Origin of the sequence: Acinetobacter sp. YH12235 (assembly GCF_013417705.1) — a bacterium.
Taxonomy (GTDB): Bacteria; Pseudomonadota; Gammaproteobacteria; order Pseudomonadales; family Moraxellaceae; genus Acinetobacter.
Map to the genome: position 1 here is coordinate 107,180 of NZ_VPDL01000007.1, position 14,916 is coordinate 122,095.

A 14,916-nucleotide genomic window follows, 5' to 3' on the forward strand; every position below is an offset into this window, starting at 1 on the left:
AGTATTGTAAGCGGGTGCTTTAGGGCAATTTTGTATGAATTGTGAAGGACAAAACGGCAAACTATTAGCTTAAATAATTTCATATGAAAACAAGCTGATATTCACACTATATTTATAAAAATGAAATATAGCGTGAATATTCATATTCTATAAAATCTAAAACTATTAATTTAGCTCTTTTAATAGGCTATCCAGTAAATCGCTGATGAACTGGATTCTTTTTTGATAATCTTCCAGCATCACCATCACTTTTAATCGCTGACCGCCTTCCATCCTGAAATATGTCGGATGTTTCTGCATCATCTGGATAATACTCATGGCTTGAACTGGCGTATCTGGTGCAAATTCGATATGGCCACCCTGCCCACCAATGTCAATTTTAGTGATGCCCAATTGCTCGGCTTTAAGACGTAGCTGATGCACAGCAAATAATTGTTTCACCGGTTGCGGCGGAATGCCAAAACGGTCAATCAGTTCCATACGGATATTATCGAGTTTTTCCTGAGTATCAGTATTACTGATGCGTTTATAGAACAGCAAGCGCTGATGTACATCACCCAGATAATCGTCCGGAATCAGGGCTGGCATATGCAGGTTGATTTCCGCAGTTAAAGACAGTGGTGCATCAAAATTCGGCGTTTTACCTTTTTGAATCGCTTTAGTCGCCTTTTCCAGCATTTCCATATACAGGCTATAGCCGATCGCCTGCATCGAACCACTTTGCTGCTCACCTAGAAGTTCACCTGCACCGCGAATTTCCAGATCTTCGGTGGCCAGCATAAAGCCTGCACCCAAAGTCGAGGCACGTTGAATCGCTTCCAGACGTTTTTCTGCATCACCTTTCAAGGCTTTTAGGGATGGCACTAACAGATAGGCATAAGCCTGGTGATGCGAACGCCCAACCCGGCCACGCAACTGGTGTAACTGTGCAAGACCGAGCTTGTCTGCCCGCTCAATAATAATAGTATTGGCATTAGGTACATCAATCCCGGTCTCGATAATAGTCGAGCACACCAGAACATTGTATTCCTTGTGATAGAACTGCTGCATCACCTGCTCCAGTTCACGCTCACGCATTTGCCCATGGGCCACAATGACACGTGCTTCCGGCACCAGATTCCGGATATTTTCTGCAGCACGGTCAATGGTATCGACTTCATTATGCAGGAAATAGACCTGACCACCACGCAGTAATTCACGCAGAATCGCCTCTCGAATGGTGTCGCTGGTATGTTCCTGCACAAAAGTTTTTACAGCCAGACGGCGTGCTGGTGGTGTTGCAATAATGGACAGATCACGCATACCACTAAAGGCCATATTTAGGGTACGTGGAATTGGCGTTGCTGTTAGGGTCAGCATATCCACATCGGCACGCAAGGCTTTAATACGTTCTTTATCACGCACCCCGAAACGATGTTCTTCATCGACAATCATCAGTCCCAGATTATGGAACTGGACATTTTCCTGTAAAAGCTTATGGGTGCCGATGACAATATCGACTTTGCCATCCGCTAAACCCTCAATCGTTTTGGTATGCGCTTTAGATGAACCGAAACGGGAAAGCACCTCAATCCGAACTGGCCAGTCCGCAAAACGGTCTTTAAAAGATTCATAATGCTGTTGTGCCAGCAAAGTGGTAGGCACTAATACCGCAACCTGACGGTTATTTTGAACTGCGACAAAGGCTGCCCGCATGGCGACTTCAGTTTTACCAAAACCGACATCACCACAGACCAGACGGTCCATTGGTTTTGCCAGTTGCATATCATATAGTGTGGCTTCAATCGCATTGGCCTGATCCGGTGTTTCTTCATAAGCAAAGCCGCTAGCAAACTGCATATACAGACTTTGATCAACCTCAAAACTGATGCCCGGCTTAGATGAACGACGTGCCTGAATATGTAATAACTCGGCTGCGACATCATGAATCTGTTCCAAAGCCTTACGTTTGGCTTTATTCCAGGCATCCGTACCCAGTTTATGTAACGGTGCGAGATCTGGATCGCCACCACTATAGCGGCTGATCAGATGCAGGTTAGTCACCGGCACATAGACTTTAGCGCCTTCAGCATAGTCCAGTTGCAGAAATTCATGGTCCTGATCATCGATACTTAAAGTAATTAAGCCTGCATAACGTCCTACACCATAATCAATGTGTACCACTGGTGCACCAATGCTTAGCTCGGTCAGACTGCGGATCAGGAATTCTTCTGATACTTCCTGCTGACGCTTGCGACGACGTTGGACCACACGATGTTCGTAAAGCTGATTTTCCGAGATCACACTGATCCGATTTGTCAGAACCAGACCACGTTCCAATGGTGCACTGGTAATCGCAATCGCATGCAGAGAATCGACAAAAGCATCAAAGTTTTCTACGGTCGGAATATCGCCCAGACTTGGGCGCAGCGCATCTTTTAAGGTTTCACGACGACCAGCACTTTCAGCAACCAGTAAAACCGGATGATCGGCCGCATCAATATATTTTTTGACTTCGGTAAAGGGCTTTTCACGTTTTGGATCAACAGGCAAGCGTGGTGGTAACTGGGTATCCAGATTAATCACGCCGGCTTTCTCATCAAAAGCTTCTTGTGCCGCAATGATGCGACTAAACTGATTTAGCTGTTCTAAAAGCTGATTGGTCGGACAGAACAGTGCTTCAGGCGGCAGAATCGGCTGATCAATATTATGGCAGCGATCTTCATAACGGCGAGTTACGTCCTGCCAGAACTGTTCTAAACTCTGCTCCAACGCCTTATCTGTAATGACAATGCCATTCTTTGGTAAGTATGAAATTAAGGTACTTTGCCCTTGCATCGCTTCATGACTAAAGAATAAAGGCAGGTAGAACTCAATTCCCGGTGAAGCAATGCCATCCATTACATCCTGATAAATTGGATTTTTCTTTGGATTAGCTGTGGGGAAAAATTCTGCATAACGGTCACGGAAAGTAGCACGACCCTCCTTCAGTGGAAATTCTTGTGCAGGTAATACGGTAAATTGTTCTAGAGTTTGCGTAGTACGTTGCGTTTCCGGATCAAAAAATTTCAGGGTTTCAATTTCATCATCGAACAGGTCAATCCGGATTGGTGCATCCTGACCTGAAGCATATATATCGATAATGCTACCGCGAACTGCAAATTCACCATGGTCATAAACGGTGTCGACCAGATGATAACCAGCCTGAATCAGTTTTTTCTTTTGCTGTTCCAGATCCAGCTTTTGCCCGACTCGAATATCGAAGTGTTCACCCAGCACCCATGAAGTAGGTGCAACACGCTGTGCCAATGTAGAAGCTGCCAGCAACAATACGCCACCTTGGGGCATATTAGATAAAATTGCCAGACGTTCAGAGACGATATCCTGATGCGGTGACAGACGGTCATAAGGCAAAATTTCCCAGTCTGGAAATATGGTCGGTTTAATCCCATAAAATTCCAGTTCACTTTCCAGTTGACCCAAATGCTGGTTATTACGCGCAACAATAACAAATAGACGCGATCGTTGCTGCTTGATAATTTCTTTCAGCAATAATGCAGTAGACGAGCCTTGCAGATTGCCTAACCAGCGTTTCTCGCCTACCTTGAGCTTTGTTAAATTAAGTTGGGAAATTTCTTGTTGGAACATGTATATAGCTTTAAAGTCTAAACAACATGAAGCTTATACTATCACGATGATCTGGTGCTATTTCGTTATTTTTATGCAGTCGTTACAGATTGACTGCATAGGATAAAATCAGCCTATGATTCAGTTATTTTTTATCACGTAAAAAGTTACGATAATAGTCATTCAACTTTTTCACAATTGCTTTGAATTGCAGCAGGTTTTCTTCAGTATTTCCTAATCTTGCATTAAAACGCTGATTGGCAATTTCCAGATCAATTTTTTCATTAATGATCATTGCAGTTGAATATAGCGCTTTTAAATCATCAAAAGTTTTCATGCGTCGGTTAGACAAATATTCCAGTCGCTCACCCAGCTCCTGATTTAAATTAATCCCATCCACAATATAGCCAGTCCCTTCTACATATTGGATATGATTCTCTTCCAGAAAAATCTGAGCCGGATCAGGTTTATTTGATTTAAATAAGTTGCTGATTTTATCAAACATGCTATGCACTCAATTCATTGTGTCATCGATATAGTCTAGATGAAAATGCCCCAAACCCACAGACGGGATTTGAGGCAAATGGTTAAAATCAGCACGAATCTATATTCGGCTCATCCTTAAACTTTCAGGATACCTGTTCCCATTGATTCATCATTGGGACTTCTGAAACCAGATTTTCAAAGGCAAAAATTTCATCCAGCTGAATTTCACTTAACAAACCCAGTTCCAGCACCACTTCGGGTACAGTTTTATTTTCACGAATACATTGCTTGCCAATTTCATCACAAGTGGCATGACCTAAAAGTGGTTCCAGTAAGGTGATAATCCCGATACTGCGCATCACTGCATTTAAACAGTTCTGTTCATTGGCCTGAATCCCGGCAATACATTTTTGTTGTAGGGTCTGCATACCTTGAGTTAATAATTGGATGGATTCATTTAAGGATACTGCAATGACCGGCTCCATAACATTAAGCTGTAATTGCCCTGCTTCTGCTGCCATTGTCACAGTCAGGTCATTACCAATCACACGAAATGCAATCTGATTGACTACTTCTGGAATAACCGGATTGACCTTAGCTGGCATGATAGAAGAACCCGCCTGTAATTCTGGCAAACGGATTTCCGCTAGACCGGTACGCGGGCCAGAACTTAAAAGACGCAAGTCATTACAGATCTTGGATAATTTAACAGCCAGACGTTTCAGGCTGCTTGATAGAATAATAAACACGCCGCAATCGCTGGTCGCTTCGACATAATCTTCCGCGCCTTTTAAAGGTAGGCCAGTAATTTTCGCTAAAGTTTGTACTGCATGTTTGGCATAACCATCTGGAGTATTCACGCCGGTTCCAATGGCGGTCGCACCCAGATTCACTTCCAGCAATAACTGACGCATTTGCTCAATCAGCTTCAGGTCTTCTTTTAATAAGGTTGCGAAAGCACGGAATTCCTGTTCCAGAGTCATTGGGACTGCATCCTGTAACTGGGTACGCCCCATCTTGATCACATATTGAAACTCTGATGACTTGCTATATAAAGTATCAATCAACGATTTTTGTACATGAAGCAGTTCATCCAGACGTGTATAAGTCGCTAGACGTAGTGCCGTGGGATAGACATCATTGGTTGATTGTGAAGTATTCACATGATCATTTGGATGCAGGATATGGTAATCGCCTTTACGATGCCCGAGCAATTCTAGCGCCCGATTTGCAATAACCTCATTCGCATTCATATTGATAGAAGTACCAGCTCCACCCTGATAAGGATCAAGCGGAAATGCCTCCTGCCAGTCCTGAGGTTGATGAATTAATTCATCACAGGCTTGTTGAATAGCACTACTTTGTTGTTCTGATATTTTCTGAAAATGTAAATTCGTTTGTGCTGCTGCTTTTTTAACTTGCGCCAATGCGCGAATAAAGTGTGCTTGCTGACCTACTGCCAGACCTGAGATCTGAAAATTCTCAATCGCACGCAAAGTATGAATACCATAATAGCTGTGCTGGGGAATTTGTTTTTTCCCCAATAAATCCTGTTCAATTCGACTTGATTCTATTTGCAACATATTGTCCATGTCATATTACTCTTAGCAATGATGCACCATTCAGAATGGCATTCATTCACTATGAAGAGAGGCCCTAAAAACAAATAGAAGTGATTTAAGCAGGATTTGAAACAAAATATGTCTAATTCGAGATTGTTGTTATTTTTGTAAAATTGTGTAATTAAAATACAAAAGTTCAATGAATTTAACTGTTTATTAAAATTATTTATTTTTCTTCAAAACCATGTGTAACTTTGTATTTTATAACCCTCTACTAATTCTTCATTTATATGAGAAAATTCTTAATTTACATAAAATATACACAAAAGCTGCTCAACTGTTACAGAGTGTAATTTTTAAACCATGTTTGAATCACTGCCCTGTGAATGCAGTTCAAAAATCATCCCGGATGATGATGTTTAAAATTTAAGGATACTCTGCCTATGAGCTCGCTTAACCCAACACTGATTACTTTTATGTTTTATATCGTCGCCATGATTGGGATCGGTTTATATGCCTATCGTGCGACGTCCAATTTTGATGAATATATTCTGGGTGGGCGAAGTCTGGGCAGTGTAGTGACTGCGCTTTCCGCAGGTGCATCCGACATGAGTGGCTGGCTGCTGATGGGCTTACCCGGAGCCATCTATTTTTCCGGTCTGTCAGAAGTCTGGATTGCGATTGGCCTGATTATTGGCGCCTGGCTGAACTGGTTACTGGTAGCTGGCCGTCTGCGTGCCCATACTGAATTTCAGAACAATGCTCTGACCCTGCCTGATTATTTCACCAGCCGTTTTGCGGATAAGAAACGAATCTTACGCTTACTATCAGCCATTGTGATTCTGGTGTTCTTTGCAATTTACTGTGCTTCCGGTATGGTCGCAGGTGCGCGTCTGTTCGAAAGCCTGTTTGGCTGGGATTACACGACAGCACTTTGGCTCGGTGCAGTGGCCACGATTCTGTATGTGTGTATTGGCGGCTTCCTGGCAATCAGTTGGACCGATACCTTTCAGGCTGGCTTAATGATCTTTGCGTTGCTTATTACACCCATCATTACCTATCTGGCATTGGGTGATAACGCTCAACAGGTGGGCACCCTACTGGAAACTGCCCGTCCACATGCATCCAATATGCTGGAAGGCCTAAGTTTTGTCGCGATTATTTCTAGCTTGGCTTGGGGCTTAGGCTATTTTGGTCAGCCACATATTCTGGTGCGCTTTATGGCGGCAGATTCGGTCAAAACTATTCCTACTGCACGCCGGATCGGCATGACCTGGATGATTCTGTGTCTGGTGGGTGCAATGTCGGCGGGCTATATCGGGATTGCTTATTTTGCAGCAAATCCTGACCTTCCTGCTGCTGCAATCGTCAACCAGAATCCTGAAACCGTGTTTATGGAATTGACCAAAATCCTGTTTAACCCTTGGATTGCAGGCATCATATTAGCGGCAATTCTGGCTGCGATTATGAGTACATTGAGCTGCCAGTTACTGGTCTGCTCGACTACCCTGACTGAAGATTTATATAAGGGTTTCCTACGTAAAAATGCTTCGCAAAAAGAACTGATCTGGGTCGGTCGTGGCATGGTGATTGTGATTGCCTTGATTGCAATTTCATTGGCCATCAATCCAAACAGTAAAGTTCTGGGTCTGGTGGCTTATGCCTGGGCTGGCTTTGGCGCTGCCTTTGGTCCTTTGATCATTTTCTCACTGTTCTGGAAACGTATGACCCTCAACGGCGCGATTGTCGGAATGGTGATGGGCGCCGTGACTGTAATTGCCTGGAAAAATTATATGGGTGATACTAGTCTGTACGAGATCATCCCGGGCTTTATTCTGGCAGCGCTAAGTATCGTGATTGTGAGCCTATTGGATAAAGCGCCAAACCACGATGTCGTCAATCGTTTTGAACTGGCAAAAGCCGAATATCAGAAAGAAATGGCTGAAATGAATAAATAATCTTTCTATTTCAAATTAAAAAGGGACTTCGTGTCCCTTTTGTTTTGTCTGAATTTATACCTTAGCTTTAGCCGGCATTTTCAGCTTGATCTGCTGGGTTTCCTTGATCACTTCCATTACTGGATAACTACGGGTTTCTTTTACCCCCGGTAATTGCCACAAAATATCACCGGAGATTTTTCGGAATTCATCCATATTGGCACAGCGGATTTTCACCACAAAATCAAAACCGCCACTAATCATATGACATTCCACGATATCGGGAATATGCTGTACCGCCTCGGAAAATTCTTCCAACACATTCGGTGTGGTTTTATCCAGCAGAATTTCGACAAAGACCACAAAACCGTTATTCAGCATAATTGGATTAAGTCGCGCTTCATAACCGAGAATAAATCCCTCCTTAGTCAGTTTTTGTACACGCGCCAGTACCGCAGTTGGTGAAAGATTCACCATCTCTGCCAGTTTAATATTGGAAATTTTCGATTCAGACTGCAGCAAATCAAGGATGCGAATATCTATTCGGTCAAGGCTTAAATATGGGCTATTCATTAGAATTATTCTCTAAAAATGATACAAACTATAGTGAGATATTCGTCAATTATTTTGGGATTATAGATTAAAACTCATTCAACTCAAAGAACCGATTGACGCAGTACAGGAAGTCACTATGTCCACCACAATACGCCCGAATTCGCACTCGAATGCAGTGAAGCAATCGAATTACATTGCTGAATTTAAGGATAAAAACCAATATGAACAGCGCATCAATACCGCATGGCGACGTGCCGAGTCCGAGTGCATGGAAACGCTGCTGGAACATAGTGAAATTTCTTCAGAACTGACAGATAAAATTCAGTGCCTGGCTTTTGATCTGGCACATTCCCTGCGCGAGCGTAAAGGCTCAGGCGGTAAAGCCGGTATCGTACAAGGACTGCTTCAGGAATTTTCGCTCTCTTCTCAGGAAGGGATTGCCTTGATGTGTCTGGCAGAAGCCTTACTACGTATTCCAGATACAGCAACCCGTGACTTACTGATCCGCGACAAAATCAATCAGGGCAACTGGAAAGAACATCTTGGTCAAAGCCAGCTGATGTTTGTGAATGCTGCGGCTTGGGGGTTAATGCTCACTGGAAAGCTGATGGAAACTCCACAGCAGAAAAGCCTGTCGAGTTTATTAACCGGTCTTTTAGCACGTAGTGGCCGTGGCATCATCCGTAAAGCGGTGGACGTCGCAATGCGCATGATGGGTGAGCAGTTTGTCACTGGCGAAACCATTGATGAAGCCCTGAAAAATGCAGAACGACTAGAAGATAAAGGTTTCCAATATTCTTATGACATGCTTGGTGAAGCAGCGCTGACCGATCCAGATGCGGAGCGTTATTATCAGGACTATCAAGACGCCATTCATGCTATCGGCAAGGCATCAACAGATAAGGATGTTTATAACGGTCCCGGTATTTCCATCAAACTGTCTGCACTGCATCCACGTTATCAACGTTCACAAATGGATCGTGTGAATGATGAACTGTATAGCAAGGTACTGAATCTGGCAGTTCTGGCGAAAAACTATAATATCGGCCTGAATATTGATGCCGAAGAAACTGAGCGTCTGGAAATTTCCTTAGAGCTTTTAGAACGCTTGTGTTTTGAACCTGAACTCGATAACTGGAAAGGCATTGGTTTTGTGATTCAGGCCTACCAGAAACGCTGCTTCTATGTCGTGGATTACATCATTGATCTGGCTAAACGCAGCCAGAAACGCCTGATGATTCGTCTGGTGAAAGGTGCGTATTGGGATAGCGAGATCAAGAAAGCCCAGATCGAAGGTATGTCTGATTATCCGGTATTTACCCGTAAAGTGCATACTGACCTATCCTATATTGCCTGCGCACGTAAACTACTGGCAGAACCGGACTATATTTACCCACAATTTGCGACACATAATGCGCAGACTGTTGCCACGATTTATCAGCTCGCTAATCCAGACCGCTATTATGCCGGTCAATACGAATTCCAATGTCTGCATGGCATGGGTGAACCGCTATATGAAAATGTGGTAGGTGATAAAGCGGCTGGTAAACTTGGTATTCCATGCCGGATCTATGCGCCGGTCGGTAACCATGAAACCCTACTGGCCTATCTGGTTCGTCGCTTGCTAGAAAATGGCGCGAATACCTCTTTCGTCAATCGCATTGCTGACAAGAGTTTAAAAGTCGAAGACCTAATTGAGAATCCGCGTCAAACCATTTTAAAAGCAGCTCAACAAGAAAATGCCTTAGGTGCCAAACACCCGCAGATTCCTTATCCAAAAGATTTATACGGTGCTCTGCGTCCAAATTCGTCCGGTTTGGATCTGGCCAGTGACGCAGACCTGCAAGCCTTAAATGAAGTTGCAACTGACTTGGCGAATAGCCAATTCCAGGCTGCTGCAATGGGTACTGCTTTCTCAGAAATTAACAGTCATCCTGTACAGATTATCAACCCAGCCCAGCATCAAGATGTGGTGGGTACTGTATATGAAGCAACGACTGAACAGGCTGAAATAGCCCTGACTCAGGCCGTAAATGCACAAAGTTTCTGGAGCAACTTGCCAAAGAATGAACGTGCTGCCTGTCTCAATAAAGCCGCTGACCTGATGCAGGAACGTCTGTTACCACTGATGGTCCTTCTGTCTCGTGAAGCCGGTAAAACTTATGCCAATGCGATTGCGGAAGTTCGCGAAGCAATTGACTTCCTGCGCTATTATGCTGGCCAGATGCTGGACCTGTCTAATGATGTACATATTCAGCCTTTAGGAACTGTACTCTGCATTAGTCCTTGGAACTTCCCGTTAGCGATCTTTACCGGACAGATTTCGGCGGCATTGGTTGCTGGCAATACAGTCATCGCAAAACCTGCTGAACAGACTCCGTTGATTGCCGCTCAAGCTGTGCAGATTCTCTGGGAAGCGGGTATTCCACAAGATGTACTGCAATTATTACCGGGTCGTGGTGAAACCATTGGAGCTCAACTCAGCCAAGATTCACGCATCCAAGGCATCATGTTTACCGGTTCTACTGAAGTAGCAAAAATTCTACAGAAGACCGTAGCAGAACGACTGAATCAGTTTGGCGAAAGCGTCACTTTAATTGCCGAAACTGGTGGTCAGAATGCCATGATCGTAGATTCATCAGCGCTCACCGAACAGGTTGTGCTGGATGTAGTTAACTCAGCTTTTGATAGTGCTGGTCAGCGCTGTTCTGCCCTGCGTGTACTCTGTGTGCAGGAAGACAATCTGGATACTGTGCGTAAGATGCTACAAGGAGCCATGCAACAGCTACGTGTCGGCAATCCGGTTCTACTCAAAACCGATATTGGTCCAGTGATTGATGCCGAAGCACAGCAGAATATCCAGAAACATATTGATCAGATGCGCAGTAAAGGTCATCAAGTTCATCAGCTGATGTTTAATCAAGATGCTTCTGATCTGGCTCAAGGGACTTTTATTCCACCGACCTTGATTGAACTGCCGAATTTAAATGATCTTGAGCGTGAAATCTTTGGTCCAGTACTACATCTGATTAGCTATAAAGCCGGCGAGCTGCCACAACTACTAGATCAGATCAACAGCAAAGGATATGGCCTGACTATGGGCCTACATACCCGGATCGATGAAACCATGCAGACTGTAATTTCAAAAGCACATGTCGGGAACTTGTATATCAACCGAAATATTGTCGGTGCTGTGGTGGGTGTACAGCCCTTTGGTGGTGAAGGTCTGTCTGGGACTGGTCCGAAAGCCGGTGGTCCACTTTATATCTACCGTTTAATGCATCAGGTGTCTGAGAAGAAACTGGCTCAGCCTTATGCGATGCAGTCTGCTCAGGCACTACTTAAAAATCCGGTGTCGCAAGATTTTAAGGATTGGGTAAGCAAGACTTTTCCACGGGTTTCTTTGCAAGCTCCTGCTCAGATTGCAACGGGACATAGCTTTAGCCTGCAAGGTCCAACGGGTGAAGAAAACCAGTACATGATCTTGCCGCGTGAGAGTGTGCTCTCTCTAGCAGAAAATGATATGGATCAGATTCAGCAAATCTTGGCGATCTTATCGGTTGGTAGCCGCCCGGCCGTACTCGCAGACAATACTTTTATACTCAAGTATCTGCAAAGCATGCCCGCGAGTGTGGTGAAAGCTATTAAAGTTATCAAAGATATTGAATCAGGTGATTTTGAGGCTGTACTGCATCATGGCGAGACCACTGCATTGATGGATTTGCAGCAACGTATTACAAGACGACAAGGAGCTATTGTAGGTATCACGCATTTAAGCTCTGGAAATTATGAGATTCCAGTGGAGCGTTTCGTGATTGAACATGCAATCAGTATCAATACCGCAGCTGCAGGTGGTAATGCTAGTCTCATGACCATGTCAGGCCTATAAACAGCTTTAGTACTTAAATTATTTTAATCCCTTTCCTCTTATGGTCAAATCTCTCCCCTTTGAAGATTTGGCCTTTTTTTAACAGCTTTTCCAGCCTGTTTCCCTGAATAGCCTTAGGCAGAACAGCAAATTTTTGCTACCATCTTGGCTTTCAAAATATTTGCGATTTTTTACTGCATATGACCTCATCTTATCAGCAACAACTGGATGTCAAAGTTGAACGCATTAGCGTGCAATTTGCCGAATATCAACCACCTGCCCTTGAAGTATTTGAGTCGCCTGAACAGTACTATCGCATGCGTGCTGAATTCCGGATCTGGCATACTGAAGATGACCTGTTCTATGCCATGTTTGAACGTGATCAGAACAATAACAAGAAAGTGATCCGTATTGATGAATTCCCTGTGGCTGACCGCAGTATTAATGACTTAATGCCGCAATTGCTAGAAGCCTTCAAAGCCGATGCAACTCTAGGCCACCGCCTATTTGAAGTCCACTTTCTAGCAACACTAAAAGGTGAAGTACTGGTTTCCCTGATCTATCACCGTAAACTGGATGAAAGCTGGGAACCTGCAGCTAAAGCACTGGCTGAAAAATTGAAGATCAAGCTGATTGGTCGTAGCCGTGGCCAGAAATTTGTCTTGAGCGATGAGTTTGTCGTAGAAGAACTCACTGTATTTGACCGTAAATATCAGTACAAACAGATCGAAAGCAGCTTCACCCAGCCGAATGCGCAAGTCTGCCAGAAAATGCTGGAATGGGCATGTAATGCCGCGCAGCAATCTGACAAAGATCTGTTAGAGCTGTATTGTGGCAATGGTAACTTTACCCTGCCATTGTCTACCCGTTTCCGTCGTGCATTGGCAACTGAATTGGCCAAGTCATCTGTGTATGCGGCTGAATGGAATATCGAGCAGAACGGTATCGACAATATTCAGGTAGCACGTCTATCTGCTGAAGAATTTACGCAAGCTTTTAATGGTGAACGTACTTTCCGCCGTCTGCAAGAAGCCAATATTGACCTGTCAACTTATGACTTCGATACGGTATTCGTCGATCCCCCACGTGCAGGGATCGATGATGAAACACTGAAACTGCTACAGCGCTTTGAACGAATCATCTACATTTCTTGCAATCCGGACACATTACACGACAATCTGAAACAATTGTCCCAAACCCATAAAATTACCAAGTTTGCCTTGTTCGATCAGTTTCCTTATACCCACCATGTAGAGTCAGGCGTACTGCTGGAAAAACGCTAAAAATATTGTTTCAATTTATTTTTTTGTTACATAAATGGAGCTTTTGTTAGCTCCATTTTTATACATAAAATTAGTAACTTATGCATGAATTATCTTGTTTCAATCAAATAATATCGTTCAAAATCTTATCTCCAATCGAAAATTTGAAATACTGACTGCTGCTTTTATCACATAGGTCCTATTGCTTTATTTATTAAATTGGATATATTTCACCCTATGTTAGGTTGTGTATGAAGGCTCTATGAGTTTCTGGCAGAAGTTGTTTTCAGATGAACAACAAAATGAACACAAGAACCAGATTGCTTGTGTTGAAAATGATTGCTCTTGCAAGACAAATGAACAGCTCCTTGAAGCACTGTCTAAAGCAACTGATGAAGATATCATTATCGGAATCAAAAAAGTTCTAGCTTCTCGCGGTTACAGCCGTAAAGAACTCAATGAACTTCAGCACCTGCCGCTGCAATAAGCAGCTTAGGTCTTGATAAAAAGCATTTGCATACGCAAATGCTTTTTTTTATATCTATCATTTGGATTTTTGCCTACCCCTCTTTGCTTTTAATCAGATGGAACCTAATCTTTCTATCTGAACTTGGGTTTCTATATCTTCACTTCTCTTCAAACATGCAGATAAATGACTTTTAATATTTGCTTAGGCTATTTAGGCATTATAATTGTAGGTCGGTCCAAATCAGTTCACATACAGCATTTATAAGGTTCGAGAAATTTAAGGATGACTGTCTAGACAACGAATTCTGAATAGAATTAAGTCCTAAAACATCGATTAATTCACAAAAAAACAGTACACTTGCTGTTTAAAATACACTTGTTATTAAATGGCTTAATCTTTACATGCAGCGAACTAAACGGTTTCCCATAGGTGCGCATCTTATGGTTAAACATTTCGGTTATACTCATCACGGGATTTATGCCGGGCGTGGTCGTGTCATCCACTACTCCGGTTTTGCACATTTATTTAAGAAGCATCCAATTGAAATTACCTCAATTGAGAAATTCAGTAACGGCAAACCGATTCAGATCCAGTACTATGCTTCAGCAAAATACAAAGGCCGTAAAGTGGTTCGTCGTATGCGTTCCAGAATGCATGAAAATAACTATCACTTGATTATCAATAATTGTGAACATCTCTGTACTTGGGCAATCACTGGTGTAGAAAGCAGCCCACAAGTCATTCAGATGATGAATCGCCTAACGACGATCGGTTATATCAGCTCCATGATGAGCTTTATGAATAGCCTTTTCCTGACCTTGACGACCACCTGTTTCGCCCTAGCTCTCTATATCAAGAAAAAGCTACGTGACAAGGCTAAACAACGTTTAGAGCAATATCGTGAGCTACATGAGCAGGTTAAAAACAATAGCCCAGATCTTGGCAATCATTTAAAACATCGTTAAGGTTTTAGTTTCTTGCTATTAAAAATTTTAAGCCAGCTATTCAAAAAATATTTAAAAAAATATTTAAAAAAATATTTAAAAAGGCTCTAGACTAGCAGATTTACACTTAATTTTACCTAATGAGGTTCCACAGCTCAGTTGCTAACTCATTAGGTTCCCTCATCCAACGCCATTCAGTTTCTTTAAGATGATAATCAAAGTACTCT

At 43.1% G+C, this 14,916-nt stretch carries 9 protein-coding genes and 1 pseudogene; 5 read left to right on the forward strand and 5 right to left on the reverse strand.

The genetic code is table 11. From position 1 onward, the window contains the following. Positions 1–165 precede the first annotated feature (165 nt). The 3 genes from mfd to aspA all read right to left on the reverse strand — a co-directional run bounded on the left by mfd (position 166) and on the right by aspA (position 5,684). Positions 166–3,627 (reverse strand): transcription-repair coupling factor, encoded by a 3,462-nt coding sequence (mfd, locus tag FTV13_RS05700; RefSeq protein WP_179992328.1) that lies wholly within the window; start codon positions 3,625–3,627, stop codon positions 166–168. 124 nt (positions 3,628–3,751) lie between these two features. Further along, positions 3,752–4,111 (reverse strand): hypothetical protein, encoded by a 360-nt coding sequence (locus FTV13_RS05705; RefSeq protein WP_179992327.1) that lies wholly within the window; start codon positions 4,109–4,111, stop codon positions 3,752–3,754. Positions 4,112–4,235: 124 nt separating this feature from the next. Continuing rightward, a complete protein-coding gene (aspA, locus tag FTV13_RS05710; protein WP_179992326.1) occupies positions 4,236–5,684 on the reverse strand; it encodes an aspartate ammonia-lyase in 1,449 nt (482 codons plus the stop codon). Positions 5,685–6,097: 413 nt separating this feature from the next. On the opposite strand from aspA, the gene putP reads away from it, so the two are divergent. Next, positions 6,098–7,612 (forward strand): sodium/proline symporter PutP, encoded by a 1,515-nt coding sequence (putP, locus tag FTV13_RS05715; RefSeq protein WP_179992325.1) that lies wholly within the window; start codon positions 6,098–6,100, stop codon positions 7,610–7,612. 54 nt (positions 7,613–7,666) lie between these two features. Here the strand turns inward: putP and FTV13_RS05720 are convergent, their stop codons facing one another. Next, positions 7,667–8,164, reverse strand: coding sequence for an Lrp/AsnC ligand binding domain-containing protein (locus FTV13_RS05720; protein WP_004786082.1), 498 nt, complete (start codon positions 8,162–8,164; stop codon positions 7,667–7,669). A gap of 118 nt (positions 8,165–8,282) precedes the next feature. Between FTV13_RS05720 and putA the strand changes: the two genes are divergently transcribed. From putA to FTV13_RS05740, 4 genes are all read left to right on the forward strand, one after another. After that, positions 8,283–12,035, forward strand: a complete 3,753-nt coding sequence (gene putA / locus FTV13_RS05725; RefSeq protein ID WP_179992324.1) for a trifunctional transcriptional regulator/proline dehydrogenase/L-glutamate gamma-semialdehyde dehydrogenase — start codon at positions 8,283–8,285, stop codon at positions 12,033–12,035. A 179-nt stretch (positions 12,036–12,214) separates the two neighbouring features. Further along, the gene (trmA, locus tag FTV13_RS05730) at positions 12,215–13,297 is read left to right on the forward strand and encodes a tRNA (uridine(54)-C5)-methyltransferase TrmA (RefSeq protein WP_179992323.1); all 1,083 of its coding nucleotides are present in this window, start codon (positions 12,215–12,217) and stop codon (positions 13,295–13,297) included. Positions 13,298–13,538: 241 nt separating this feature from the next. Further along, on the forward strand, positions 13,539–13,763 hold the full coding sequence (locus FTV13_RS05735; RefSeq protein WP_004786091.1) for a hypothetical protein: 225 nt from the start codon (positions 13,539–13,541) through the stop codon (positions 13,761–13,763). Between the two features lie 383 nt (positions 13,764–14,146). Next, positions 14,147–14,710: a lecithin retinol acyltransferase family protein gene (locus FTV13_RS05740; protein ID WP_125278319.1), complete on the forward strand. Its 564-nt coding sequence runs from the start codon at positions 14,147–14,149 to the stop codon at positions 14,708–14,710. Positions 14,711–14,822: 112 nt separating this feature from the next. Here FTV13_RS05740 and FTV13_RS05745 read toward each other — a convergent pair. Beyond that, positions 14,823–14,916: pseudogene (locus FTV13_RS05745) on the reverse strand (IS1595 family transposase); the annotation flags it as partial.

Excerpts from the sequence above, each read along its gene's own strand:
- mfd (WP_179992328.1), bottom strand. The coding sequence starts at position 3,627 with ATGTTCCAACAAGAAATTTCCCAACTTAATTTAACAAAGCTCAAGGTA.
- FTV13_RS05705 (WP_179992327.1), bottom strand. The coding sequence starts at position 4,111 with ATGTTTGATAAAATCAGCAACTTATTTAAATCAAATAAACCTGATCCG.
- aspA (WP_179992326.1), bottom strand. The coding sequence starts at position 5,684 with ATGGACAATATGTTGCAAATAGAATCAAGTCGAATTGAACAGGATTTA.
- putP (WP_179992325.1), top strand. The coding sequence starts at position 6,098 with ATGAGCTCGCTTAACCCAACACTGATTACTTTTATGTTTTATATCGTC.
- FTV13_RS05720 (WP_004786082.1), bottom strand. The coding sequence starts at position 8,164 with ATGAATAGCCCATATTTAAGCCTTGACCGAATAGATATTCGCATCCTT.
- putA (WP_179992324.1), top strand. The coding sequence starts at position 8,283 with ATGTCCACCACAATACGCCCGAATTCGCACTCGAATGCAGTGAAGCAA.
- trmA (WP_179992323.1), top strand. The coding sequence starts at position 12,215 with ATGACCTCATCTTATCAGCAACAACTGGATGTCAAAGTTGAACGCATT.
- FTV13_RS05735 (WP_004786091.1), top strand. The coding sequence starts at position 13,539 with ATGAGTTTCTGGCAGAAGTTGTTTTCAGATGAACAACAAAATGAACAC.
- FTV13_RS05740 (WP_125278319.1), top strand. The coding sequence starts at position 14,147 with ATGCAGCGAACTAAACGGTTTCCCATAGGTGCGCATCTTATGGTTAAA.